The 26,893-nt window shown below is 46.1% G+C and carries 22 protein-coding genes; 11 read left to right on the plus strand and 11 right to left on the minus strand.

The annotated features are described in order from the left end of the window. Nucleotides 1-63: 63 nt before the first annotated feature. From clpP to lon, 3 genes are all read left to right on the plus strand, one after another. A complete protein-coding gene (gene clpP / locus ACYQ15_RS12030) occupies nt 64-663 on the plus strand; it encodes an ATP-dependent Clp endopeptidase proteolytic subunit ClpP (RefSeq protein ID WP_459939581.1) in 600 nt (199 codons plus the stop codon). 119 nt (nt 664-782) lie between these two features. Continuing rightward, a complete protein-coding gene (gene clpX, locus ACYQ15_RS12035) occupies nt 783-2,030 on the plus strand; it encodes an ATP-dependent Clp protease ATP-binding subunit ClpX (RefSeq protein ID WP_459937754.1) in 1,248 nt (415 codons plus the stop codon). A gap of 239 nt (nt 2,031-2,269) precedes the next feature. After that, nucleotides 2,270-4,726, plus strand: coding sequence for an endopeptidase La (gene lon / locus ACYQ15_RS12040; RefSeq protein WP_459937755.1), 2,457 nt, complete (start codon nt 2,270-2,272; stop codon nt 4,724-4,726). A 384-nt stretch (nt 4,727-5,110) separates the two neighbouring features. On the opposite strand, the gene ACYQ15_RS12045 is transcribed toward lon, so the two are convergent. Further along, nucleotides 5,111-5,536 carry a hypothetical protein gene (locus ACYQ15_RS12045; RefSeq protein WP_459937756.1) on the minus strand — a complete coding sequence of 142 codons (426 nt, stop codon included), beginning with the start codon at nt 5,534-5,536 and terminating at the stop codon, nt 5,111-5,113. A 304-nt stretch (nt 5,537-5,840) separates the two neighbouring features. Here ACYQ15_RS12045 and lepA point away from each other — a divergent pair, with 304 nt between their 5' ends. From lepA to ACYQ15_RS12085, 8 genes are all read left to right on the plus strand, one after another. Next, nucleotides 5,841-7,640, plus strand: a complete 1,800-nt coding sequence (lepA, locus tag ACYQ15_RS12050) for a translation elongation factor 4 (RefSeq protein ID WP_459937757.1) — start codon at nt 5,841-5,843, stop codon at nt 7,638-7,640. A gap of 14 nt (nt 7,641-7,654) precedes the next feature. After that, on the plus strand, nt 7,655-8,254 hold the full coding sequence (gene lepB / locus ACYQ15_RS12055) for a signal peptidase I (RefSeq protein ID WP_459937758.1): 600 nt from the start codon (nt 7,655-7,657) through the stop codon (nt 8,252-8,254). Nucleotides 8,255-8,336: 82 nt separating this feature from the next. Beyond that, a complete protein-coding gene (lepB, locus tag ACYQ15_RS12060; protein ID WP_459937759.1) occupies nt 8,337-9,011 on the plus strand; it encodes a signal peptidase I in 675 nt (224 codons plus the stop codon). An 85-nt stretch (nt 9,012-9,096) separates the two neighbouring features. Further along, on the plus strand, nt 9,097-10,044 hold the full coding sequence (locus tag ACYQ15_RS12065) for a YifB family Mg chelatase-like AAA ATPase (RefSeq protein ID WP_459937760.1): 948 nt from the start codon (nt 9,097-9,099) through the stop codon (nt 10,042-10,044). Beyond that, on the plus strand, nt 10,041-11,861 hold the full coding sequence (locus ACYQ15_RS12070; RefSeq protein ID WP_459937761.1) for a hypothetical protein: 1,821 nt from the start codon (nt 10,041-10,043) through the stop codon (nt 11,859-11,861). The genes ACYQ15_RS12065 and ACYQ15_RS12070 overlap by 4 nt, the downstream gene beginning before the upstream one ends. 95 nt (nt 11,862-11,956) lie before the next feature. Further along, entirely contained in the window at nt 11,957-13,015 is a 1,059-nt protein-coding gene (locus ACYQ15_RS12075; protein WP_459937762.1) for a DUF4238 domain-containing protein, read from the plus strand. Nucleotides 13,016-13,044: 29 nt separating this feature from the next. Beyond that, on the plus strand, nt 13,045-14,643 hold the full coding sequence (locus ACYQ15_RS12080; RefSeq protein WP_459937763.1) for an HsdM family class I SAM-dependent methyltransferase: 1,599 nt from the start codon (nt 13,045-13,047) through the stop codon (nt 14,641-14,643). A 2-nt stretch (nt 14,644-14,645) separates the two neighbouring features. Further along, nucleotides 14,646-15,554, plus strand: a complete 909-nt coding sequence (locus tag ACYQ15_RS12085) for a hypothetical protein (protein ID WP_459937764.1) — start codon at nt 14,646-14,648, stop codon at nt 15,552-15,554. 183 nt (nt 15,555-15,737) lie between these two features. On the opposite strand, the gene ACYQ15_RS12090 is transcribed toward ACYQ15_RS12085, so the two are convergent. The 10 genes from ACYQ15_RS12090 to ACYQ15_RS12135 all read right to left on the minus strand — a co-directional run bounded on the left by ACYQ15_RS12090 (nt 15,738) and on the right by ACYQ15_RS12135 (nt 26,752). Next, complete coding sequence (locus tag ACYQ15_RS12090; RefSeq protein ID WP_459937765.1) at nt 15,738-16,466, minus strand: adenylate/guanylate cyclase; 729 nt, start codon at nt 16,464-16,466, stop codon at nt 15,738-15,740. A 42-nt stretch (nt 16,467-16,508) separates the two neighbouring features. Beyond that, entirely contained in the window at nt 16,509-17,231 is a 723-nt protein-coding gene (locus tag ACYQ15_RS12095) for an adenylate/guanylate cyclase domain-containing protein (RefSeq protein ID WP_459937766.1), read from the minus strand. Between the two features lie 122 nt (nt 17,232-17,353). Further along, nucleotides 17,354-17,932 (minus strand): hypothetical protein, encoded by a 579-nt coding sequence (locus tag ACYQ15_RS12100; protein ID WP_459937767.1) that lies wholly within the window; start codon nt 17,930-17,932, stop codon nt 17,354-17,356. Nucleotides 17,933-18,335: 403 nt separating this feature from the next. Then, on the minus strand, nt 18,336-18,917 hold the full coding sequence (locus tag ACYQ15_RS12105) for a hypothetical protein (protein WP_459937768.1): 582 nt from the start codon (nt 18,915-18,917) through the stop codon (nt 18,336-18,338). 3 nt (nt 18,918-18,920) lie between these two features. Further along, nucleotides 18,921-20,033, minus strand: coding sequence for a helix-turn-helix domain-containing protein (locus ACYQ15_RS12110; protein ID WP_459937769.1), 1,113 nt, complete (start codon nt 20,031-20,033; stop codon nt 18,921-18,923). Nucleotides 20,034-20,829: 796 nt separating this feature from the next. After that, on the minus strand, nt 20,830-21,669 hold the full coding sequence (locus ACYQ15_RS12115) for a hypothetical protein (protein ID WP_459937770.1): 840 nt from the start codon (nt 21,667-21,669) through the stop codon (nt 20,830-20,832). A 581-nt stretch (nt 21,670-22,250) separates the two neighbouring features. After that, nucleotides 22,251-23,333, minus strand: coding sequence for a TniQ family protein (locus ACYQ15_RS12120; protein WP_459937771.1), 1,083 nt, complete (start codon nt 23,331-23,333; stop codon nt 22,251-22,253). Further along, nucleotides 23,333-24,223 (minus strand): TniB family NTP-binding protein, encoded by an 891-nt coding sequence (locus ACYQ15_RS12125; protein WP_459937772.1) that lies wholly within the window; start codon nt 24,221-24,223, stop codon nt 23,333-23,335. The genes ACYQ15_RS12120 and ACYQ15_RS12125 overlap by 1 nt, the downstream gene beginning before the upstream one ends. Continuing rightward, the gene (locus ACYQ15_RS12130) at nt 24,220-26,145 is read right to left on the minus strand and encodes a transposase (protein ID WP_459937773.1); all 1,926 of its coding nucleotides are present in this window, start codon (nt 26,143-26,145) and stop codon (nt 24,220-24,222) included. The genes ACYQ15_RS12125 and ACYQ15_RS12130 overlap by 4 nt, the downstream gene beginning before the upstream one ends. Continuing rightward, a complete protein-coding gene (locus tag ACYQ15_RS12135; protein WP_459937774.1) occupies nt 26,138-26,752 on the minus strand; it encodes a TnsA endonuclease N-terminal domain-containing protein in 615 nt (204 codons plus the stop codon). The genes ACYQ15_RS12130 and ACYQ15_RS12135 overlap by 8 nt, the downstream gene beginning before the upstream one ends. Nucleotides 26,753-26,893: the final 141 nt, after the last annotated feature.

A 26,893-nucleotide genomic window follows, 5' to 3' on the forward strand; every position in this document is an offset into this window, starting at 1 on the left:
CATATTTTTTCCCGGGCTTGACTTCCGGGAGACCATTCCAATCCAGGAGGACAAATCATGCCCATGGGCGTGCCGATAGTCATAGAAACAACAGGGCGGACCGAGCGAGCCTACGACCTCTACTCCCGTCTTTTGAAAGACAGGATTCTCATTCTGGGAACGCCCATTGACGACAACGTCGCCAACCTTGTGTGTTCGCAGCTTCTTTTTCTGGAATCGGAAAATCCGGAAAAGGAAATCAACATGTACATTAACTCGCCGGGCGGTTCCGTCACGGCGGGCCTGGCAATCTACGATACCATGCAATATATTTCCTCTCCCGTGGCCACCCTGTGCCTCGGCCAGGCAGCGAGCATGGGCGCCCTGCTGCTTGCGGCCGGTTCCAAAGGGATGCGGTACGCATTGCCCAACAGCCGGATCCTCATCCATCAGCCCATGGGCGGCTTTCAGGGACAGGCCACGGATATCGACATCCAGGCCAGGGAGATCATCCGCTTGAAGGCCAAACTCACGGAGATTCTGGCCGACCATACCGGCGCCGAGATGGAAAAAGTTCGCCACGACACGGAACGCGATTATTTTATGAGTGCCGAGGAAGCCGTGGCCTATGGCCTGATCGACAAGGTTCTCGCTTCCCGGGTCCAACTGAAGACACCCGCGTAGCTGCTTACTGGGCTCCACATACTTTTCTGCTTGAACTGAACTCCGCGTTTCACAGCCCACGCGGTCCAGCATGCCCGGCATGTTGCCGAGCAGTTACATATCTGCAACGAGAGGTATTCATGGCCAAGAAAAAAAACCTGCATCCGCAACTGTGCTGCTCTTTTTGCGGCAAGAATCAGGAACAGGTGCGCCGGCTTATCGCCGGTCCCGACGTCTATATATGTGATGAATGCATCACCTTGTGCGGCGAAATCATTACCCAGGATGACATGTCCACGGAGGGTGCGGACGAAAAACTTCTGACCCCCACCGAACTGCACAAACTTTTGGATGAATTTGTCATCGGCCAGGATCAGGCCAAAAAAATTCTGTCCGTGGCCGTCCACAACCATTACAAACGGGTTTTCTACGCATCCCAGATGTCCAGCGACGTGGAACTGGACAAAAGCAACATCCTGTTGATGGGTCCCACGGGTTCCGGTAAAACACTGGTTGCCAAAACCCTGGCCCGCATTCTCAAGGTTCCCTTTGCCATCGCCGACGCCACCACCCTTACGGAAGCCGGCTATGTGGGCGAGGATGTGGAAAACATTCTGGTCCAGCTGCTCCAGAACGCGGATTTCGATATTGAAGCCGCTTCCAAGGGAATCATCTACATCGATGAAATCGACAAGATCGCCCGAAGAGCGGACAGTCCATCCATTACTCGGGATGTTTCCGGAGAAGGCGTTCAGCAGGCCTTGTTGAAAATCATCGAAGGAACGGAAGCGAACATCCCGCCCAAGGGCGGTCGTAAACACCCGCAGCAGGAATACATCCGCATGAACACCTCCAATATTTTGTTCATCGTTGGAGGGGCATTCATCGGCCTGGAGCGGATCATCCAGCATCGGACCCAGACCAAAGCCATGGGGTTCGGCGCCTGTCTGTCACAGCAGTCCGAAACTCCGGATTGTTCGCTGCTGCAGCACGTGCAACCCATGGATCTGATCAAGTTCGGCTTCATTCCTGAACTTGTTGGCCGGTTGCCGATTCTCGCAACGCTACAGGACCTCAAGGAAGACGATCTGGTGCGGATTCTCACCGAACCGAAGAACGCCCTGGTCAAGCAATATCAAAAATTGTTCGAGATGGAGAACGTTCGGCTGCGGTTCACCCAGGACTCCTTGCGGGCCATTGCCCGAAAGGCCATCGAACGAAAGACGGGAGCCCGCGGACTGCGCAACGTACTGGAAGGCATCATGCTGGACACATCCTACCGCCTGCCGTCTCTTCAAGGTGTAAAAGAATGCGTGGTCAACAAGTCCGTGGTGGAAAACGAGTCGGAACCATTGTTGATTTACGAGCAGGAAGCCAAGACAGCCTGAAATCGCCGCTTCATCTAAAATGAATTCGTTCATTGCCGACGAGTTCAAGTTCTGACAAGCGGCCGCGCCTGTGCGGCCGCTACATTGACATTGCCCTTCCGTAGCTTATCTCCTTTTCAAGATTACCTATCCTTTTGCTCAGGTTGTCCCGATAATCTTACCTATCTCGCAACACCTTCTTCTGAGCAATTCGATACAACCCGCTCTCATCCGATACAATCATCCGAAAAGGATCAGCCATGTCTGAAAAATCAATACACGACCAATCGCTCTTCGTGAAAGAAATACGCCTGCCCATGATGTCGCTCCGGGAAGTGGTCATGTTTCCACGGTCCATTGTCCCTTTGTTCGTGGGAAGGGAAACGTCCATCAAGGCCATAGAGCGCGCCTTGAACAAATTTGACAAGCAGATTTTCCTGGTCACCCAGAACAACCCCGAGGCCGAGCAACCCAGCCAGGACGACCTCTACGAATTGGGGACGGTCAGCCGCATTCTGCAACTGCTCCGATTGCCGGACGGAACCATCAAGGTCCTTTTTGAAGGCCTGTACCGTGCCAAGTGGTCTCGTGAGCACGGCATTCAGGAAGTGGATCCCGGTTGCCCCATGGTTCTGGCGCAGGGCGTTCCCAGCGAGGATTATGAATCGCCCGAAGCCATGGCCTTGGTTCGCGCGGTTCAGGAATCCTTGCATGAATATGCCAAGGTGAACAAAAAAATTGCACCGGAAACCATGGCCGCTATCGCATCTCTCAACCTGCCAGGGCGTCTGGCGGACAGCGTGATGCCCCACCTCAAGGTTCCTTTCCCGGAAAAGCAGGCTGCCCTGGAAGAGCCGGATCCTCTCGTCCGTCTTGAGAAAACCTACGAACTGCTGCTCAAGGAAATTGATTTGGTCTCCCTGGAAAAGAAGGTCAAGTCCCGGGTCAAACAGCAGATTGAACGCAATCACCGCGATTTCTACCTCAACGAGCAAATCAAGGCCATTCAGAAGGAAATGGGCCGGGAGGAGGAATCAGGCCAGGAAGTCGACGAACTGTTGAAGCAGCTTGAGGTTAAGAATCTGCCCGACGAGGCCAGAGAAAAATGCGCCAAGGAAATCAAAAAACTGCGCCAGATGCCGCCTTCCTCCGCGGAATTCACCGTTGTCCGCAACTATGTGGACTGGATATTGCATTTGCCCTGGAACACCGTCGAACCGACAACGCTGGATTTGAAAGCGGCCCAGGAGATCCTCGATGAAGACCATTACGCCTTGGAAAAGCCCAAGGAGCGCATCCTGGAGTACCTGGCCGTGCAGAGCCTGGTGGAGAAGATCAAGGGGCCGATCTTATGCCTTGTGGGGCCGCCCGGAGTGGGCAAAACCTCTTTGGCCAAATCCGTGGCCAGGGCCATGGGCCGTGAATTCGTCCGCATTTCGCTAGGCGGCGTCCGGGATGAGGCCGAGATTCGCGGCCACCGGCGAACATATGTCGGGGCCATGCCCGGCAAGATCATTCAGTCCTTGCGCCGGGTCAAAAACAACAATCCGGTCTTTTGTCTGGACGAAGTGGACAAGATGAGCACGGACTTCCGGGGCGATCCCTCGGCAGCACTCCTGGAAGTTCTTGATCCGGAACAGAATTATGCCTTCAGCGATCACTACCTGGACCTGGATTATGACCTATCCAAGGTGTTCTTCATCACCACGGCCAACACGCTGCACTCCATTCCCGGCCCTCTGCAGGACAGAATGGAGATCATTCGTCTGCCCGGCTATCTGGAAGTGGAAAAGATGAAAATCGCCAAGGACTTTCTGATGCCGCGTCTGCTGCCGCAGCATGGGTTGAAGAATTCTGATTTATCTTTTTCCGAGGGCGCCATCCTGGAAATCATCCGCCGCTATACCCGCGAGGCAGGCGTGCGGAACCTGGAGCGGGAAATGGCATCCATCTGCCGAAAAGTCACCCGCAAGGTCGTGGAGGAGGGACGCTCGGACAAGCCTGTGCTGGTGAACAAAAGCATGGTTGCCACCTATCTCGGCGTGCCCAAGTTTCGATACGGGGAGCGGGAGGAGAAGTCGCAGCCCGGCGTGGCCACCGGCCTGGCCTGGACCGAACTTGGCGGCGAGCTGTTGCTGGTGGAGGTTTCGCTGATGCCCGGCAGCGGCAAGGTGGAGATCACCGGCAAGCTCGGGGATGTGATGCAGGAATCGGCACGGGCCGCTTTGACCTATGTCCGCTCCCGTTCCGACCTGTTCGGACTGAAATCGGATTTCTACAAGGAAATTGACATCCATATCCACGTTCCCGAGGGCGCCACTCCCAAGGACGGTCCCTCCGCGGGCATCACCCTGGCCACCAGCCTGACCTCGGCCCTGCTCAACCTGCCCGTGCGCAACGATCTGGCCATGACCGGGGAGATCACCTTGCGCGGACGTGTCCTGCCCATCGGGGGCTTGCGTGAAAAGCTTCTGGCGGCCCACCGCGGCCTGATCTCCAAGGTGATCATTCCCGCGGACAACGCCAAGGATCTGAAGGAAGTTCCGGCAAACATCCTCAAGGACCTGGAGATCGTTACCGTCGAACACATGGACGAAGTCCTGTGCCATGCCCTGACCGTCGGAGTCCGGGAGGAAATCTTTTGTGTTCAATCAACGGACGTGATGCCGTTGTCCCGACGTCTGCTCAAGGAAGAGCATCAACCGCATACGCATTAGCCTGACAGCGGCTTCCGCCTTGGTGATCTCCTTGATTGACAGCTTCAATATGCGGGAAGTTTTAATGAACTTCCCCAAAAATCATAGGATGATCAGCAATGGAGAAGCCAGCACTGTGGGTTTGCGGCATGGAGGAAACTCCTCGAAAGGCTCCCGGAATGGATAGAAGACGGAGATCAGACCGCAGAAGCGGCTTGGACAGGCGACAGATGGGTGAACGGCGCGCTTTTCCGGATCTTCAGCTTCCCGAAGAATGCCGCAATGGCATATGCCCGGATTGCCCTTACACCTTGCGGTCGGGCAAGGATCGCCGGGATCATACTGATCGGCGGGGAACACATAAACCCAAACCCTCGGTGATGTTCGCCCTGACCGACGACGAAATCAGATTTTTATTGGGAACGTCGTAGACAAGAAAGCCTGTTTCACTTTATTGCCGTTTACCAAACGATTCACAGTTCCCGTCCGGAAATTTCGGACGGGAACCTTTTCTTTTGATTGTCTCAACGCAGTCGCAGGAATAGCGAAATTTGGTTTCAAAAGCACATCCCATTGCCCAGTACGGGTCTGTAGGAGTAAAGGGGCAACACCAATACCAATGCCCTGCCGAAAGGGAAGGCTATTGACACCTGCCATGTTTTGAAAAAAATCACGGAACCGATGGATCAGGTTTGACAAACCCGGAAATACCCAGGAAAAGGCCGTTGCCGAAGGTAGCGGCCTTTTCCGTGTTGCAACGAATTTTTCGTGACTGCTCGGCAGTGCCAAAGAAAAGACCTGGGTAGCGACAGTGCCGACCTTCACCGGCATGCTCGAAAAAATCTCATTCGGCGCTACGGGCGTTCGGCAATGGTTCGATGAACGAATCCCGGCTCAGTCAGACAGGCGATGCCGAAAAAATCGAGACAAACCGGAACACTTCAGTCCTCTCCTGAAAGTGCTGAGCAGTTACAATAGTTGTTCTTTTTCTTTGGCCGGGCTCTTTCAGCCCCAAGCTCCCTCTTTTTGCCGCAGTTCACGGGTTTCGTTGGACGTTATTATCGCCGAAGATTATCTCAAGGGCCTGACTCTGCTTGCCCCGGCGGACTTTGCACGATAAGGAATCAAACTCATTATGATTGACCAGCAACGCATTCGCAACTTCTGTATCATCGCGCACATCGATCACGGGAAATCCACCTTGGCCGACCGCATTCTCCAGGCGACCGGGCTTGTGGACGACCGACAGATGAAGGAGCAGTATCTGGACCGCCTCGATCTGGAGCGTGAACGGGGCATAACCATCAAGGCCCAGAGTGTCCGGATTCCCTACAAAGCCAACGATGGCTCGGAGTACGTGCTGAACCTGATCGATACCCCCGGCCATGTGGACTTCAGCTATGAAGTTTCTCGAAGCCTTGTCGCTTGCGAAGGGGCCCTGCTGGTGGTGGACGCGTCCCAGGGGGTTGAGGCGCAAAGTTTGGCCAATGCCTATCTGGCCCTGGAAAACAACCTGGAAATCATCCCGGTTCTGAACAAAATCGACCTGCCCAGCGCGGAACCGGATCGCATCAAGGCGGAAATCGAGGAGATCATCGGCCTGGACTGCAAGGATGCCCTGCTGATCAGCGCCAAAACCGGCCAGGGCGTGCCCGCTGTGCTGGAACGGATCATCACGGACCTGCCGCCGCCCAAGGGGGATGTCAACGCTCCGTTGAAAGCCCTGATTTTCGACTCCTGGTACGACACCTATCTGGGCGTTGTCGTCCTGTTCCGGGTCGTGGACGGACGGATCAAGCTCGGCCAGGATATTCTGCTCCACTCCACCAAGGCCCGCTTCGAGGTCACCAAGCTCGGCGTTTTTTCCCCGGAACCCATTGCCCTGAAAGAATTGGGGCCCGGGGAAGTCGGCTTTCTCTGTGCCGGCATCAAGATTCTCACGGACGCGAGGGTCGGCGACACCATCACCGATCCGGACAACCCCACGTCCAACCCCGCTCCCGGATTCAAGAAAATCACGGCCATGGTATTCTGCGGCATGTACCCCGTGGAGCCGAACGAATACGGCACATTGAAGCATTCCCTGGAAAAACTGCAGCTCAATGACGCAGCGTTCACCTTTGAACCGGAAACCTCCCATGCCCTGGGTTTCGGCTTCCGCTGCGGTTTTCTGGGCCTGCTGCACATGGAGATCATCCAGGAACGTCTGGAGCGGGAATTCCAGGCCCGCCTGCTGGTCACCGCTCCCTCGGTGATCTATCAGGTCAAAACCCTGGAGGGGGAAACCCTTCCCGTGGACAATCCCAGCAAGCTGCCGCCTCTGAACAAGATCGACCATATCGCCGAACCGTATGTGCACATGGAAATCCACGTGCCCAACGACTATCTCGGCGCCGTGCTGGCCTTGTGCGAGGAATGCCGGGGCACCCAGAAAGACCTCCGCTTTCTCTCCTCCACCCGGGTCATCGTGACGTACGAACTGCCCTTCGCGGAAATCGTTTACGATTTCTTCGACCGTCTCAAGTCCGTAACCCGCGGCTATGCCTCGCTGGACTATGAGTTCATTGATTTCAGACCCTCGGAGCTGGTCAAGCTGGACATCCTTATCAACTCCGAGACAGTGGACGCCTTGTCCATCATCGTGCACAAGGACAAGGCCTATGCCCAGGGGCGCGAACTGGCCAGCCGTCTCCGGGCCGTCATTCCCAGACAGCTGTTCGAGGTGGTGATTCAGGCCGCCATCGGGCAACGCATCATCGCCAAGGAACGCGTGGCCCCGATGCGCAAGAACGTGACCGCCAAATGCTACGGCGGCGACATCACCCGCAAGCGCAAGCTCTTGGAAAAACAAAAAGAAGGCAAAAGGCGCATGAAACGCATGGGCAACATCGACATCCCCCAGGAAGCCTTTCTGGCCGTACTACGCAAGGATTAGGAAAAGGAGCATCCATGAACCCCCGTTGGCAGACAATTCTCAAAGAATATTCCGAAGCTTTGATCATTGCCCTGATTCTGGCCTTGATCATTCGCACGTTCATTATTCAGGCCTTCAAGATTCCCTCCGGCTCGATGCTGGAAACCCTGCAGATCGGCGACCGCCTCTTCGTGACCAAATTCGCCTACGACATCAAGGCGCCCTTCACGGACTGGAGCATCCTCTCCCTGCAGGACCCGGAACGTGGGGACGTGATCGTTTTCCGTTATCCTGAAGACCCCTCCAAGGACTTTATCAAGCGCGTGGTGGCGGTACCCGGTGATGTCGTCGAAGTTCGGGACGAAAACCTGTACATCAACGGCGAAAGCGTCGAAGAACCCTACCTGACGCTCCATCCCGGCCCGACCCGCGTGCATTTCGGTCCCGAAACCGTCCCGGACGATCACTATTTCACCCTGGGCGACAACCGTTTCAATTCCCATGATTCCAGATTCTGGGGATTCGTCCCCCGATCGCAAATCAGGGGCAAGGCCTGGAGGATCTACTGGTCCGCCAGCCCGCGCTGGTTCCTGAGCGATGTGCGCTGGGACCGCTTCGGCAAGCAGATCGAGTAGAACTCGCGCCATGCCAAGATACCGGTCTTCTCCGAATTTTCAGGCTGATTTGCGAATCAGCCGCTGCAACAGGTAATTCTTCATGCCCAAATCCCTGATGGCCACGGTGGGTGAATACCTCAAAGCCATCCTGTTTGCCCTGGTTCTGGCCCTGCTGATCCGCTTTTTCGTGGTTCAGGCATTCAAGATCCCTTCCGGATCAATGATGGACACGCTGCTCATCGGCGACCATCTTCTGGTTACCAAGTTCGCCTATGACGTCAAGATTCCCTTTGTCGGAACCGCAATCGACCTGAACGATCCCGAACGCGGCGACATCATCGTCTTTCTTTATGGTCAGGATGTCCCGAGTCTGACGGATGAACCCGGGAGATGGCTGGACTGCAATCTCCCATTTCAGGGATATGCCGACGAAAGCTGTCCCAAGGACTTCATTAAACGAATCATCGCACTTCCCGGCGATATCGTGGAGGTGCGCAACAAGGATGTCCTGGTGAACGGACGCGAATTGTACGAGCCGTACGTTCAGCACAGCGATCCGCACCGGATCATCAAGCCGCGGGACAGCTTCGGTCCGATCAAGGTGCCGGAGGACAAGTACTTTGTTCTGGGCGATAATCGCGACGAATCCTTGGACTCCAGATTTTGGGGCTTCGTGGATCGGGACCGGATTCGAGGCAAGGCCTGGCGGATCTACTGGTCCTGGGAAGCGGACGGCGGTCCCCGCCTGAATCGCATCGGGAAACTTCTGGAATAGACTTCGGATTCACGTCGCGAGCCGCCGACGCCGCAGAGAAGGTTCGCACCCTTCCAGCTCTTATCAACCCTATCCAAGGAGTCGCATGCTGGCCAAAATCGCCACCACCGCGCTCATGGGCATCGAAGCGTTCCATGTGGAACTGGAAGTGGATTTTGCCCGCCAGGGTCTGCCTTCCTTCACCATGGTCGGGCTTGCAGAGGGAGCGGTTCGGGAAAGCAAGGAGCGCGTATTTGCCGCCCTGAAGAATACCGGCTACAAGCTGCCGCCGGCCAGAGTCACCATCAACCTTGCTCCCGCGGACATGCGCAAGGAAGGCAGCGCCTACGATCTGCCCCTGGCCGTGGGACTTCTCGCCGGCATCGAAGTCCTCCGCCAGGAACAGGTTCAGGGCTATTTTCTGGCCGGGGAGCTGTCCCTCACCGGGGAACTCAAGCCGGTTCCCGGAATCCTGCCGCTGGCCCTGAAGGCCAGATCCATGGGAGCGCGCGGCTTGATCGTTCCCGCGGACAATGCCCAGGAAGCATCGGTGGTCAAGGAACTTTCCGTCTACGGAGCGCAAAGCCTGTCCCAGGCCGTACGTTTTCTGCTGGACGAGGAAGCAATCCCTCCGGCTGCCTGCGATCTGGACGAACTCTGGAAAAATCGTCATCTGTCACCCTTGGACTTCAGCGAGGTCAAAGGGCAGGAACACGCCAAGCGGGCCATTGAAATCGCCGCGGCGGGCAACCACAATCTGCTTTTTCTCGGACCGCCGGGCAGCGGCAAGACCATGTTGGCCAAGCGACTGCCCTCCATTCTGCCGGCCCTCGAATTCGAGGAAGCCCTCGAGGTGACCAAGGTCTACAGCGTCGCCGGGATGCTCACCAAAAACCAGCCCTTGGTGGTCACCCGGCCTTTCCGTTCACCCCACCACACCATCTCCGACGCCGGACTGATCGGCGGAGGGTGTCATTTGCAGAAATTGCTGCGACATTGCAGAAATTGCTGCGACAGACATGGAGATAGACGCCTCTCAGGAAGTGCAACATGAGATTGAATCTCCGCGAGCCCAAGACGATCATCAAAGAAACAACCTTAAATAAGTTTCCAGGGAGGAGAATGGTAGTCTGGTGGTACGGGGGGATCACCAAAAATCCTAAAGCAAGTTCCGTTCCGATGGTTACTATCTTTTTTCGTTGGCTCGATGATAATGATAATTTACGCAACACCATCGTCCAAAAAGTTGCGCTTACCCATCTCGGACTGTTTCGTATCGGTTCGGTTTGGCAAGATGGGATTAATATTGCAGATGTAGATTATCATACGGAAATATTCGATGTCTCATTCTATCCAGACCATGGGTGGAAAATTGTATCTCCGTATAATTTAGTTCATAACGAAAATCGCATAAATCCCATTCCGAAAAACGAATATCCTCTCACTTACTCTCCTGACCAAAACTATCTGCTAGATTTCAGCCTTCCCAGCCGTCGTAATTTGTTGATACCATGCACAGAGTTTTTCTTCCGCTGCTATGGACATTCTGCCGAAGTTAAGCGGATCTTGGCAACATACCCATGGGAACAAGCAAAAGAACGTTTGTTTAAACCGATCGAAGAGCCTGCACAGCCCAATACATGGCCTGTTAAGCTGGCTATGCGACTGCGTAACGATGACGTGGTATTTCTCGCTCATGCCCTGTACGATCATTATGCTCAACAAGCAGCAAAGAGCATCTATGCCCAATTTGAGGCGGTATTCCAAGCTAATAATCCCTTAGCTTTCATTCAGGTTACTCCTTGGTTTACGGGAAATGCGCAGCTATACGTTGCTGGAATTCGTATCAATGGAGGAAACACCTTTCTTGGCCTTCGAGTATTAGGTTGCAGCCATCCAAAAGGCGATACTATTCTTCGTGATAGGGAAAATTCTAACAAGGTAACAGAAACGGCTAACTCTGATGCCGACAAATATGACAAGAAGACAGTATCTTTCAAAAATCTGCGCAATCTACCCCATATCATAGATTTAACCAGCAATGACGAGCCGGATCATGCGTCATCTTCAATTGAAATTGAAGATGAGGATTTTAAAGTTTTAGGTGAACCTCGGAAAGTTATTGATGTACGGCACAATAGGAAAGATAGATCTGCAACCTACTCTGTAAAGAAAGGCGATGAGACTTTATTTTCGACAGGAGAATCATATGGCTCAGGCAAAGGCATCGGCGTAGCGTTAATCTATGCCCGTGCTAGCATTATGGATTCTCAAGGAATATTGCGAGATATGTGGAACGCCGTTCTCCACATGAAAGAAAGCCAATCAGATGTTATTCAGGCAGCCGAATGGTTCACATTCGAGGACGAATTTAAAAATAATCCAGAACCAAAACTTATTGCTTTGGAACCCTTCAGCGAAGATGACGAAAGAATCAATGTTAGTACAAAAAATTGGATATACTATGATGTGAATTCCCGAATACCTAGGGGTGTACTTGTTATTAGGTTAACATTATATGGAAAAATTGTATATCTATTAGAGGTCCAACGCCGAACTTATGCTAAACAAAATGATAGTGACGTTAGTGAGTCAAAGGAATCATACAAAGGCCTTGTGTTTACGTTAAATGACCAACAAAAACTTGTTGAATGGCTTCATACTCTTTTAGCTGATCTACGTGAGGTTAAAGGGGTGGTCCGGAGGTTGACCAGGAAATGCCCAGGAGTCGCTTACACTTTCAAGCATAAACCCGCGAAGAATGAGACAGTCGCCTGCGAAGCAGCAGTGAGGAATGCGTTGAAGAAATTAGGTGTAAACTTATCTCACATTAAACCCTGTTGTGAAAATGTGGAAAAGCGTTTAAAATGACGCTGTTAGGAAGACAAGAAATTATGTGTTTATCGACTAAACTTTATTTGGATACCGATTACCGCATCTATTAGCAATTCAGACTTAATTATTGTATGGCTGGAATTAGACAACATTATATCCCTAAGTTCCTACTTAAAGGATTTTCTTCTAAAGTAAAAAAGAAATTATTCTTTTCGTGGCAATTTTTAAAACACAAAGAACCAATTGAAAGAAATATATCGACAATAGGTTTTTCTAAGAAATTTTATGGAGAACCTGGCATTGGTACCCTTGATGAGACTATAACAAAGCTAGAAGGAGAACTTAGTTCAAGTATCAACAAAATAAAATTTAATAAAAAAATTACGTCTCATGATTTGCCAAGCATTCTTAGATTTGTTGAACACATGATAATTCGAACAAGATATACACGCTTAGTATCTAAAGATGCCATTACAAGTTTATTTCAAATGGGTGAAAGAGTATTATCTGACCATGAAAAGTGTTCTAGCATTATCAATGATCACATAAACAAAAATCGTAACCTAATTAATATCAAACTTGAATATAAAATACGCAAAGAGTTAGAAAGCATCTGCGGAAAATCGAATCAAAAAATGCAAAATATTATAATAAAACAATCAATGGAAATGTTCCCATTTATTGCCAATTCATGTATAGACATTTTTTCTAATACAACATCTCAACTCATGCGAGACATGATAGAACATATAGATGTCAATGCGGATTTATTGCATAACGACAATCTAAGTAAGTTTTTAAAAGAGGATATGTCTTTAAGAATTGCCAAGTATAATAATATGTATTGGGATTTATTACTTTATAACAAAAATTCATTAATATTAGGTGATATTTGTGTTCTTGAGATGGATGTACAATATCAAACTTTTTTGCCTTCATTTTTTCAAAGAGACAAAGAGTCACTTATAATTATTCCAATCGCTCATAATATTTTACTATTTGGGTCGCATTCGAAACGCAACCCGGTTCCTGATGCTGAAACAATTAACATGAACTCATCAAAATTGAGTGCCGAATTTTTTATTTCATCTACCAAAAGTCATCGTGAAATGAATTACCATTCCAATCTAGCAATGAATTATTCCTGGTGGAACAACGAAATAATTGAAATAGAAAATCAATACAAATAAGAAAGTCTCTCAACAGCGAAGGATGGTCAATGTATATGAGTGAACACTCAAATGTGCGACTGCCTCTGGTCGAAAAACTTATAAAATTGGGATGGGATAAAAATCAAATTCTTTTTGCCCCGGAATGGAGGATACCTAAGAACCCAAGTGAGGCCAGTCGACGAGAGAAAGGGCAAAGCTTTAAGTCATTTCCTATAGACCTTGCGATCTTTGATCACCCCTCTCATGTGGGTGAGTACCACCATTTGCAGATTATCTTTGAGACTAAAGCTCCGACAATAAATGAAGGTTTGAATCAATTAGAAATTTATATGAGTTTAGAGCCTCATGTTTTACTAGGGGTTTGGACAAATGGAACAGATATTAGTCTTGTCTATCGTACTCCAGATGGAAAGTTTAACATTGAGAAACATGGTCGTCTTCCAAAACCCACAGACAGTTTAATCAAAGCTACTGAACGTCGTTTAACTTGGAACGATCTTGAAATTCCGTCTACAGCTGTATTAAAAAATGTTTTTGAGCGCCTATTAAATGTGGTTGTAAGCCGAGATACACTTAGCACTCGACGTGATGATCAACTGAACAATATATGCAATGTCTTGTTGGCAAAGCTTGAAGGAGACAAGATAGCAAAATTTTCTCCATCTGAGCCAGCTCCTTTTCAAGTCTGGGATAATGAAGATTCTACGGCTCAAAAGATAAAAAATATTTTTTTAGGGATGCGATTAGCTCATTCTGATTTATTCTTAACAGACAGCGACAAAGACATCAATCTTGACAACCATACAATTCATGCATGTGCTTATGAATTATCAAAATATAAATTGAGAGATACATCTATAAATGTAATCTCAGAGGCATTTCAAATATTTCGAACTTCAAGCCTAAAATCTGAAGAGGGACAATATTACACACCTTATCCAGTTATACGCAGTGCAATAAAATTAATGGAGATTAGACCATCTGACAAAGTTCTTGATCCAGCATGTGGAACAGGTGGTTTTTTGCTTGAAAGTTTTAGACAACTAATTGAAAATCATCCATCAATGTCTGATAGTGACACGAAAAGTTGGGCCAACAGACATTTGTATGGCATCGATAAAGATCGTATAAATGTAAAACTAACAAAAGCTATAATGTTGACTATTGGAGATGGAAGCACTAACACCTACCTTGGAGATTCAATTAGAAAACACTTATGGGCTACATATTTTAAAGATTTACAATCAGTGCTTGTACCAAAATCGTTCACATGTATTGTTACAAATCCACCTTTCGGAAAAGGTTTAAAAGTTTCTAAAGTAGATTCTAAAGCAGCAGGGTTCACAATTTCTAGAAAACCTATAAAAGATTCAAAACATGGTTTCAGGTTCTCAAAGATTTATTATGAAGAACGTGAAATCGGGATACTGTTCCTTGAACGTTGCTACGATCTTTTAATTGATGGTGGACGACTTGGCATTATTTTACCTGAAACATATATGTTCTCTTCATCGTATGCTTGGCTTCGAGTATGGCTAAAGAATAAGTTCGAGCTTAAAGGAATGTTAAACATTGCTATGGAAGCTTTTCAAGGATTTTGTAGGGCAAAGACTAACTTCTATATCTTTGAAAAGGTGAGCGCTTAACAATGCACAAACCAAGTTGGTTCCGTGACAAACAAACGCTAATTGTAAATGCAAATACGTGTGGCATTAATAAAGATGGACACGAACAGTATCTTGTCAATCCTGAGACTGGTATTCGTTCAATATCTGACATAGATGATGATCTTGCTGAGTGTTCTGATCTTATAGTTTCTGGAAATTTTTCACGAAAAGAAGTTTTTTATTGCGATACTAAGCATATTGTTTCAAATGATGTCTATGTTCCGAAATATTATGACAATAAAAGTTTAGAAAAGCTAAGTGATTTCATATCTTGCAATCCTGGCTTGTCATTAAAATCATTGGGAAATTTATTTTCTGCAAACCAAATACTTATATTTCGAGGGCATGGTAGTCCAAGCTCAGACCAAAGAGTCGGAGACATTCCGTATATAAAGGTTTCTGATCTGCGCGCTGGTCATGTAAATATCAACCCAACAAATATGATTCCTATAGCTTTGGCCAAAGAGTTTTGGAATGATGAAACGTCTGGCTTAAAAGCATATGATTTAATATCACCAGAAAGAGCATCAAAAAATATCGGCGAATTTTGCATACTCATGCCAGGTCAGGAGATCGCGGTTCTTACAAAAGAGGTAATCGTGGTCAGAGCAAATACTGATCTATTCGATCAATTTTATCTTCTCTGGGCGTTAACCTTAAAAGAAGTTGTAGCTCAATGGGATAGGGTAATTTTTATGCAGACCAACAGAGAGGATGTTGGTAAAAGAATGTACGAAATAATGATCCCCATACCTGCCTCAAGAGAAATAGCTGATGAACTTTCTCAGAATTTTAAAAATTATTATCTTGGCCTGGAAAAGATACGCCGCAATTTCATAGATTCTATAAAATGTAGCAACTATTCACATCATATACATCTTGGAGAGTGATCGCCAAACATGGAAATCGCTTGCAAAGTAGGCATACGGAGTTTGCCTATTGATGGCGATATTTAAACTTTGATTGAGACAAAGGCGATATATAATTATCAAACAAGGTCTATCTATCTGGACATTATATATTCTTAATACTAAAAAAGGCCAAGGCTGGACATATCGATACAAAAATTATCATTAATATGTTATCATGTATCCATCTACGTCCGACCTTTTAACACGTTGAAATTTCAACTTACCACCTTTTGATGTTGGCCATGATTCATGCAAAAATGTGTCAACATAAATCTTATTTTGCCCAGAGGAAAGCTTTGAAGCTCTGTAGACACATTCACCGAGCACTTTAGGCTGTGAGAAGTTTTTAAGTCCGACTAGAGTTATTACAGCTTTGCTCATAGCTAATCCAATTCCAATAGATAATGGAGGTAATTTATATCTTTCAAGAATTACCTTATTTACAACATCTTGATTCACTTCCATGCATTTTTTTGCCGCATAGTAACTTGAAGTTATTGAATTTCTTCGATCTTTTTCATTCACTTTAAAAAGCGCTAAAATGCCGTCACCAAGATACTCAGTTACTTTTCCATTATGATCGGCTACCGTTTTAGCTAGTGCAGGAAGTAAAGCTGATGTTTCGTAGAAAACTCGTTGTAACTGGCTAACTTTTGCTTTTTTATCACTAATCGCTTGCAACAGATGGTTACTTGAATCTCGCATATCCGCAACCAAGGCAATAAAGGTGTCCACCTTCGGTTGCATATCCTCCAGGAAAGGATGACCTGGAATTTGGGTCGGAACCGCCATCTCTAATAATGCTTTCTTGGCGAAATGGTGCTCAACCTTATTCCAAATGGTTTCCGCTTTATCAAGCTCGTTCCGTACCAATAACTCTATATCATTCATTTTGAATTAATGTTAGAATTAATGTTAGAATTAATGTTAGAATTAATATAAACCAAGTCTAACCCAACCTTGAAATTCATATGTATAATTCATATAAGATCTCAATCCAAAACTCTGTTCAATTCTTTTTTCGATATCATACTCAAGTTCTTTGGATCTTGGACTTGGCAGAAGAAAAAAAGACGATAGAGTATCTAGATGATAAAAATCACCTGATTCAGATTGTAGCGAATTAAAATGATCGTAGAGGCTTCCCGAATAACCTTGAGCCTGGATTACTCCCAGAGTATTTCTCCCGACAAGTACGCCCAAGTTAAATTTATTTGCAGAAAGTTTTGCTGCATGATTAATGGATGGACCAAAAGATTTTGATGCAATAAAATCAGGATTTCCTATTTTTGTTATGATTATATTTCCAGCATCAACGCCAATACCGCATTCTATTGATTCAATTTGATACGTATTTAATATAGGATTCACAATTCTTTTGACACAATCATCCATCCAGCCAGCGGCTTGAATTGCTTTAATCAGGGCTATGGAGTCGCCAATTTTATCTCCGTCCCAGTGGGCCATGATGCCATCACCTGGATATTCTACAACGAAACCATCCAACTCACATACAATACGAGCCAATGAAGGCAACAATGCCTGCATTGTTAATAATGTTTTTAAAGGTCCAAGAGCAACTGTTCTTTCTGTAGACCTTCTAATATCTAGAAACAATGTTGCAAAATAACCTGATTTGTATGCACCAGGGGGCATTCTATAGCAACCTGGATAAGCAGTATTCGAATACTTAGATCGGATTTTTTTTGCTTGATCAAGACATCTATTGATATTTCTGTTCGTATAGTTATGCAGTATATCGAAAGAAAAATTTTCTGTCACGAAATATAACCTTTAATAAGGATTATGATTATAAAAAATCCAATAATAAGTTTGCCTGCAATGCAAGCATACGCTGTTTTTTGATGTAAAATCTTCCTGTCTCTTATATAAGCAAGCTTCATTTGTTCGAAAACAACTTCTTTAATTAAAAGATCGTCATCATTTAAATTCTCTATGCATTGATCTATTGTTAGATTTGATTTTAATGGAAATGACGAAAAGAATCTATTCCGCAACTTGAATGAATACATTCCTCCAAGATAAAAACTTCCTTTTAACTTATCTGTTCCTGAAGTTACCATTGCCGGATTACTTATAGATCCGAGTCCTAATAGTGATGAAATCAAAGCGCTAATCCAGAATAGAAAAAAAATAATAACTAATATTGCCAATAATATCTTAGAATTTGTTTCAGAATTACTCCACACCAACCAAAACAAAGGATACACTTGAGGTTGTGTTAAGGGCAAAATAAGAAAAATAATAATTGCAACAAGCTTTGTATCTATAGAACGAATAGTTGATTGCATGTCCTGGATTGATGCAATTAAAAAATCAAATGTTAGTTTTTGCATTATCTTTTTTCATTTCGACTTTATTAATTAAAATGGTATCCACTGAGCTATCCTGGGCATGAACATCCTCTGCGGGCAAATGCAAATTAATAATTAATCTCGCAATGAATAAAGGAGTGGCATTCTGTCTGCTTGACTTATTCGGGCTTTACAAATTAAGCCTGTTATTTCTGCCAGGGTATGCTCTGCCTGCCGATCTTTCTGCCGACAAGCAGGCCAGGGTTAACGCAGTGAAACCATCCTTTTAATTGTAAATAATGGCATCATTTATTATATCAAGTGCGATATAGTATAAATATCAGATATGATATAACTCCGGATCACATAACCTTTACATTGGCAAGCTGGTCTGTTAAAGTCGAATTATTTTTAGAAGCTTGAGTTTATATAAAAACTGACACTTTCAAGGTCCGGGATAGTCTTTGCCAGTTTTGGTTTGGAAGGATATTTTTGCTTGTTCAGGTTGAGGTCGCTCTCCTACGATTGTCCATTCTTCTAGTATCTTGTGCTTAACATCATCCCATTCGATAAGATTTGCTGTTAGCCATTCATTAATTAGATCTAAAGGATGAACATTTCCGAGAAAATATTCAGGAAATTCTTGTGTTGCGAAATCAACAATTCCCTGATCTCCAGTTGAGATAGCGTGACGATAAGCAAGAGCGAAAGAAACCACCTGCTTATCAACAAAACTTAGATCAAAAAGCTTGTTGTTTTTGTTGTTGGTAACTCCTGATCTTAACAGTTCATTCGTAATATTAAATATCATTTTATATTCTTGATTTTCAAATCTAGATTCTGAAGATGGCTTGATGCATTCTCTATAGTCTTTTCTCCAAGGATATTTAGACTTGAACTTTTGTGTTCGGATGATCTCTTTAGCAACTCCAGGTATAGTAGTGGCTTTATACTTTGGGTCAGTAAACATCTCTGGTGCAATTCTTATGAGCATTAAAACTGAACATGTGTCGCATAAGATGATCATGAATTAATATCCTTCAGATTTAATTCGGATTAATTCATCTTTGGCATCTACTGCATCCAGTTCGCTATCAATCGAGAGTAGTTCGCAAATTCTCCTCGTGCTTAATTTGTCGCTTTTCTCAATTACGTGGTTAATGAAAATTGGGCTCACATTCTTCCAGCATTCAACATATTCCCTAGCGTCTTTAGCACCAAAAAAGTGTTCGCGGACAGTTGGAGATTCCGCTCTGATCTTTGCCTCGAAGGGATAAACATTGTGTTTAAAGTCTGGGATAAACTTTTCAATCCTGACTTTAATTGCATGCATGGAATGGTTATGCCTCCTGGAAAATTTAGCCAATTGAGAAATCTGCCTTTTTCCAGGCAATTCTTTTATAGAATCAGCTACAAATGAATAATAATCATCCGTTAGCTGGGCATAGCTTGCAACCGAGTCGCAAAAACTTTCTTCCTCCTTATCATAAATATAAGACGCATCGTAGGCTTGGCTTTCATCTCTAATAGAGTGTATAGACTCATGCAATATAGCAAAAATTAAATCTAATATTTTTGTTTCAAAATTAACAAACACCACCCTATGTTTGTTAATTTTTGTATAAAAAGCATATGCTTTTATATTCTCATGAAAGTGTGAGAAAATAAGATTTACGCCTAGATGTTTTAATAAAGTAAAAACATGAGTGAAAGCCATTGGGGCATGATTCTCAATACCCGCTAGTTTTCTCAAAGCCAACGAAGCCTTTTTGATTTCATCCTCAGTCTTCTTATAAATTCTAAGGCTTTGGACGAGCCCAGGATCAGAAGCTTCTCTAAAAAATAAGTCATATGAAAATGCTAGGTTCTTAGCCTCGCTTTGCATTGAGTCATTAATCTTTGCTGTTCTACGAGCACGATGCATAGGAATCGTAACGCGAGAATCAACTTCTGACTCAAAAAATATCTCTGGATCAACACCAAGAGTTTTGCACAACCGCAAGAGATGTCCACCCTTTGGAGTGAGCCCCTTAGCCCATTCATTAAGAGCCTGCCTAGAGACACCTACCTGATCAGCCACGTTTTTCAACGTAAGCTTTTTTTCCTTTGCCAGGGTCTTTATGTGTTGTCCTTGCCAGCTCATCTCGTCACCTCCGTGTAAACTTTTCTTTACAAATATTAAGTAAAAAGTCAATTCTAAAATACATTTGTCAAGCAAAAACTTTACAACCCTAAAACTCTCAAACACCACAAAACGATGTAACTATTTATTTTAAAATAATAAACTTTATATGTACCAGGAATTTCCTTAAGGAGTTATTTCTCCCAATTAGGCGACTCCCAGAAATAAAAATTACCCGGCACCTCCCGTCCCTTAGAGGGTGGCCGGACCGAAGGGGCGATTTAGAGTATATTTATCCTCAGAAATCAGCTTATTTATCCATTCCTTAGCCAAATCCCTGACACAGATCCTCATCTTTATAGACTAGAGTCTTGTATGGGAGCGTTACGCGCTTGAAAATCAGGTTTGGAAAGATCCGAATCCAGGGAGAGCCTGTATTTTATGGCAATGTTCGCCAATTTGAACTTGTTCGTTATGCCAATGACCATTAGCATTAGCAAAGATAGTTTTCAGTAACGCGCAATGCTCCCATCTGTTTTCTATAATATTGACTCAGAAAAAGCAGGAAAAAAAGTGGAAGGGGTTGCAACCAGCAGCAAGATTACATTAATTATTAATTTAAATTTTAATCTCGATGGAATTTGAATAATATATGGGCATACTCGTGGCATGAATGTAACGTGGCAGCAACTTCATATTAGGGTCTCAGTCGAGTCACGAGCTGTTTAAAATCCAACCGCCACTTGCTATACTGATCTCTCAGACCAGGTATTAATTTTTTTGCCACTCATATTTACTTACAATATGAATTCTTATATTAATCGCGATGCACACATTTGGGCATTGAATATATTATCCCATCTAAATCGACTTGAAATCCTTCAGCATCTTCAGTGATCGAGGCCGAGTTAATTTTTTTTTTGCTGGCATTAATGCCATGAAAATACTCCAGACCAGCAGTGATCCAACGCTTCTTAAAATCCTCTCCCTCTTCAGGATTCTTTGCCATCTCCATGATCTCCTTTTCAACTATGCGATGACGCACCTTGCGCACCTTCTTCTCATCAACACGATTTACAAGTCCCAAATTATAAGTTTTGTTAAGAAAGTTAATGAATCCGGTTATAGCAGACATCTGGCCTGGCGCTTCGCACAGGTAACAGTCAAGTGCAGCTTGGTCTGGCAATCTGCTACCCGCCAAGTCTTTAGTTAACAACAACGATGCTGCTGGTCGTAGCGCTAATCGGACGGATCGAAGTGAAGATTTCCCTTCTTTCACACGTTCCATAACGCTTGCGCCATAAATAGCCAAAGCCTGACCGGCAGGGGTAGCCTGATGAATTGATCCCAAGATGACGGCGATTCGCCGCCGCTCAGAATTCTCTTCCCGCGCAACTGAATCCGGTTCGACGGCTAACGCCTCACGAAGCCAACGCATCGGCAATCTTACGCGGCGTAGCCCTTCAGCTCCAAAATGTTCAAGCAGCTTGCTATAAGACGGGATGTGTTTCCATTGTCGCTCCATTTCCATGAAGAATAAAAGATAGCGATGGATACGCAACGCTGCTTTTTTCGGCCCTGTCATGCCGATCAACCATTGTCCGAATTCGCCAAACTTTAAACTCATTTCGGCAGTAGAGAAAGCCGTCTGATCCATTTGGATGCGTTTTCGACAGGTCTTCGTCCAGTAGCATGACTCGCAACTTTTGCCGCAACCGGCAGGCATTGTCTTTCCACAAGAGGAGCAGGGCACCTCACCTCTCCCCAGACAATTTTTACAAAGCATCCGTCCATCTTGGGCCTTGAACAATAGCCTATACCGATGACAAGCCGTGCATGTACCGTGATCAGCACGAGCACATTTGGGACACAAGCGCATATCATGCCCTAAGCGCAGCACCCTGCTCAGCTTTGGCGAAGAATTTCCGCAGAGTTCGCATGGCTCAGGTTCACGGAAATGCGGTGCACAAGCATTACATACCGGCCCGTAAGGCGTGATTTTGCCGATTTCATACTCTATCTTGCCGCACCGGGTGCATGGCTTATCTTTTTCACATTGACGGCAAACTGCCTCGGGTTCGGTTCTTGGCAACCTCGCAAGTTCGCCACATTTTGGACATAAGCGACGCTTAAAAACCCGTGCGTAGCATGTTGTGCAATAACGATGGCCTTTGTGAACACGATGAATTTTTCCTACTTCTCGTTCACACTCATCACAAAAGTACTTGCAAGTTTTGCTCATCCAGCCTCCGCAAGCATTTTGCGCTGAAGTCTTGCCCAAGCAGACATAACAGCCCGTTTTGATCGCGGTCGTGTCACTGTTTTTGTTGAATTCTTTCGAGGCGCACGATTGCAATTTGGGAGGGAGTCGATCATTTCCGCCGCAGAAATAGGAAATTGACGTCGAAGACCGTGAAAGGCTGCAACTGAAATATCAGCTTCTTTGAAAACCATATTCATTGAATCAAGCCCCAGGTCGAGCAAACGATAAGTTGCCATTAGCATTGCTTGTCGTTCTGCCACAGGCAACAATTCCAATGGCAATCCAGTTGCAGGCAACATGCCTTCGCCGACAGAAATTCCAAGTGATCTGAGAGAATTGGCGAGTTTTGATGATCCCCTTCGGCTTGCAAGTCGGATTAATCCAGCAAGAAAATGAGCTGTCGCAAACCAGTCAGCAACAGGTATATTCCGGGCAAGTTCCTTGTTGTTTTCTAAAACCGTGTCCGCAAGTCTCTGAAAAACCAACATTTCTTCAGATACAGGGAGCAAAGCTGCATCTCTCAAGTCAGACTTGCAACGTGCACAAAGTGCCAAGTGTCTATCCTCAGCAAGAAGACGGTGAGGTTCGATTGGCGACATGCATGCTGGGCAGCGATCCAAAAGCTGATTCTTGTGAATTAAGCAACCTGTATGCCATACAAACCTCCACTGTCGACGGTAATATGGCTTTGCATCCTGCGCCATACAGACTGGGCAAAACTGTTGTCCGCCACTGCGTAAACGATTTCTCGCCCCCAATGTTAATATCCACGGCCACACACCAGTCCTTGGCAATGCCTGATCCGTGATTCGCTCAGCAACAGTTTTTATAGAAGCTGCTTCAAAAGCAGTTGCGCAAATGTTGGCTTTTTTCGCAAGTACGGTAAGGAATTCGCGGGGAATTCCTCTATCTGGGTCAAGCGCCCACACACGCCACTTCGGCCAAACAACTCCTGTAAGAACAATAGGATCACAGCCCTGGGAAAGCGCTGCGCGAACAAGCCACGATGAAAGGGTCTCTTCCGGCAACAGAGGAACTTGGATCGTCCATGCAGGCATTAGAAAGAAACCTCTCGAATACCTCGTGTTGGACGTAACCACTCCATGTTTTTAATAATATCAATATTGATGCACTCAGTGCCAGAAGTAATCGCTTTGGTTGCACATTCTACTAGAAGACGATGCATGTCCCCCAGATTGCCACCACAAATTTCATAAAGAGAGGAAGCCAATTCCGGCTGTTTAAGGAGTGAAGGCTCTTTGAGTGGCAACAAAACCTCAAATGAAGCCAGTATCCTCTGAAAATCTTTGTTTAGCTCCCACAGCGGCAAGGAAACAACATCAAACCGACTTGCGTGCTGAGGGTCGGTATGCAGTATACGCACTGCCTCTCGGGTTCCAACTCCAACTATGGGAATCATCAGCTCGTTACATAAGTTCTTGATTGCATTCATCAGTTCACGTTGTTTAATAGCGCTTCCAGTTAAGAGAGAATGGAACTCGTCAATGATGAGGAGGCGTGTGTAGCATTGGCGAAGTTGATGAATGACTTGATAGCGCAACTTCGGAATTGGATCTGTAGCCCGATAAGGAGCCCAAAATCGTTCCAATACTGCTATGTAGAAACCTTTTTCATCTGCGCTAGGGGGGGCCTCAGTCACAATTACCGGTTTTACTGGTTCGGCGTCCTCGTTCACATAACCCTTTCCATGAAGGTCCAGAAATCGTCGAACAATCGTGGTTTTGCCGTTATTGGACTCCCCCACGATCAGAAGGTTCGGCATACGAGGACGAGTCGGCTTTTCCATTAGACCTCGCATCGTTTCAATTATTCGATTGGCTCTCGGATAGCCGACCCATCGAGGCTGGTCCATGAAGGCGATGCGATCTCTTGCGGACAATCCAAGAACGTGTCGGAAATCAGGATGAATATGCTCGTAACCTTTCATGCGATGTCTCCAAAACCTTCAAGATCGCCATCCACTAAGTCTTCCAGTATAAACTTTTTTTCGGTCGCTTTTGGCTCAGACATTTTCTGAACAGGCATTGCGGGGGATACTTTTTTCTCATGCTCCGTTCGACGTTGTGCTTGGCGTCTCGCCTTTTTTGATTTGTTCTTGGATTCATCCACCTTGCATCGCAATTCAGTGAGGGCACGCAATATTTGCAGCTCGTTCACAGACTTTATTCCTTCTTTTCGCAATTTTTCCTTGACCTGTCTGTATTCCCATATACTCATGGAAGGTAATGACTGGTCTGCAAAGGGAATTTTGAAATACTGGTTGAGCTTGGGGTCTTTAAACCATATAGCGCTAATATCCCTTGGATCACGCCTAAAAATAAACATGCGCTTTTTTTTCCGATCATCAGGATCTTCTGCATTAATCCAAGGACGTAACGCTTCGGCATAATACTTCATGTCAAGGGTGACTCCGTAAGTTTGGATCGTTCGTCGAAAAGATGGCAGAAAATCAAGCAATAATGTTAATCTATCAGCCGGACGTTGCGGTAAACCAACACCGGGTACTTCAGCATTGCCAAAAATACCGATCTCATACTTTTTCTTTGGCGACATTCCTATGCCAGAATGCAATCGTTCATGATAGACCTTGCAAATGAGAGTGACCAACCATTCCTCAAACTCAGACTTAGTCATTGTAGCATGCTTCTCTGGATCGTAACCTTCTTTGTCCTTTACCGAAGAAAATGTGGTTCCAGGCAAATCATGAATTTCTTTAAGAAACGTTCCAAGAGCCCTCTCGATGTGACCGCCGTAACGAGGCTGCTTGACAGGTCTGAACTCAAGGTTGATGCCATAAGCAAAGCATGAATGTCGAAAATTGTCCGATCGAAAATCGGCACCATTGTCGACATGAATGGTCCTAGGTACACCCCAGACCGGCCATTCTGCATCTACCTTGTGCAGCAACAGCCATTCATCTTTTGGCAAGATGGCGTGTGCTACGCACATAGCCACAGAAGTTTCTGAGGGGGGATCGAAGGAGAGGTAGTACCCAGCGATCATGCGACTGTATACATCGATTGCCAAGGTAATCCATGGTCTGCCTACGGGCTTGCGATATACGTCATCGACCAGAATAATATCGGCAGGGGTGTGGTCGATTTGCAAGACAGCAAGCGGATAGTCTGCGTTAGGGAAGCTTCCGGCAGCTGGCATAAATTTATTTTTCGCTTTTTCCTTGAAACCACGTCCTCGCAACAGATTACGCTCGGGGATACTGTTCAATCTATTTCGAATTGTTCTAGAGCTTGGAGGTTCAATGCCACGCTTCTGACAGCGAATAATGACTTCATTCACCGCCTTTGTCCCTGTTGTGCGTTGAGAGGTCAGGTAAAAGTCTTGAATAACTTCTTCAACTACGGCTTCGGCAAAAGCCGGTATACGAAGTTTCCCAGCCTTCCAACCAGGTTTCTTTGGAATCAATGACAAAAGGGAATTTGTTGCCTTGTAGCGCTTCAACCAGCGGTATAACGTGGCAGTATCGATGCCAACCTCTTCGGCTCTTTTTTGAGCTTCGCCCCTGCCGACAACAAATCGATCGACAAGTGGACGAATTGCAGCCAAACGCCGCTCTGCCTCTTGCCACTCAGCGTCCGCAATCTCGACCAGATCTTGCTGAGATATCGAGGCATCTTCCTCAATGGGCAGTAATTCAGCAACAGAAAGCGGGAAGCTTCGTCCTGACTCTACCTCGACTCCAATAACAGTATTATAATCTAAGACTTGGAGTATACGGTAAATGAAATCACCTTTTCGGACGTAGTTGCCTACGTTGGCTACAACACCAAGCCTTGACGGCTCATGAGCCTCATTTTGGGGAAGAGCGAGTTGTTTCTTTTGGTTACTCATCGGTGGGTACCCAAACTTCAGTGAAATTATTCAAGGGCCGGGACATGTCACAGTCTAACCTTCTTGCGGACAGCAGATGCCAAATATGTGCAAGGCCTTCGGTTCTATAAATACCCATGAAGTGCCTTGCGAGCAGATAATCAACAGTTGCAAAACCCATCTGATTTACGGTCGTAAGGACAGTCTGACTTTCGATTGGTTCATAAATCATGCGCTTATAACGGCTGAGAAATCTAATATTGTCATAGGTTTGGTCCCGAATCCGCGTCTCATCATGAATATGGAAAATCCACCCCTGTTCTTTAGCATACCGGTAAGCTGCCTTCCACTTCGGCAGCCATTTTCGCCAGTGATTGCGCCATTCCGCTTCCGGCTTGACTTCGACGAGAACGGGTTTGGGATAGTCCTCGTAATGGCGATTCCCAAGCCGGTAATATACAAGAAAATCAGGTGTATAAAAACGATGTCGATTAGTTCCCGCGTCATGGTAACGGATCTGGCAGGGTTGAGGGACGACATCGAGTACTGCTAACGAGAATTCTTTGCGAACAAGAAAATCGCGTTCGAGGGTTGATTCAAACTCAATAGCGGTTTCACCCCTGAACATGTATACACCTGATACACTTCGGCGCGTTGGACGGATTTTACGAACTTGAGTGATCATAATAATGTCGCAGCTATTTTTGATAAGATTAGATTCAGTCGCATCTATTTTGATAAAAATTAAATCCTGTCGCAGCTATTTCTT

It is taken from the genome of Desulfonatronum parangueonense (assembly GCF_054656975.1).